This is a genomic window from Marseilla massiliensis, assembly GCF_016899955.1.
In the GTDB taxonomy this organism is placed as follows: Bacteria; Bacteroidota; Bacteroidia; order Bacteroidales; family Bacteroidaceae; genus Prevotella; species Prevotella intestinigallinarum.
The window spans coordinates 1-500 of the sequence record NZ_JACJJL010000099.1; the positions used below are offsets into that span (position 1 = coordinate 1).

Annotated in this window: 1 protein-coding gene; it reads left to right on the plus strand. The window is 42.6% G+C overall.

The features are described from left to right. On the plus strand, positions 1-500 hold a 500-nt coding region (locus tag H6B30_RS16075; RefSeq protein WP_275955222.1), incomplete at both ends, for a transposase.

Below are 500 nucleotides of genomic sequence, written 5' to 3' on the forward strand. Positions count from 1 at the left end.
GACAAAGTTACAGAATTATTTTGTATGGCGGACGACTTCTGCAAGTTTTTTGATGCAATGATGGAAAAATATACGCTGAAATCAGGCACCAAGCGGCGTTATCACCGCGATTCGACTATGTCAAAGGCAGAAATCATGTTGATTATGATATTGTTCCATGACTCCGGCTACCGTTGTCTGAAACATTTCTATCTGGAAAAAGTATGCAGACATCTGCGCCACCTCTTCCCAAAGATTGTTTCATACAACCGTTTTGTGGAGCTTGAAAAAGAAGTGGCTGTACCATTGGCTCTTTTCATTAAGAAAGTGTTGCTTGGAAAATGCACAGGCATAAGTTTCGTGGACAGCACCCCGTTGCGGGTATGCAGGAATCAAAGGATACATATCCACAAGGTATTCAAGGGTATAGCCCAAAGGGGCAAGTGTTCCATGGGATGGTTTTTCGGTTTCAAACTGCATTTGATATGTAACGAGAAAGGCGAGCTGCTGAACTTCATGAT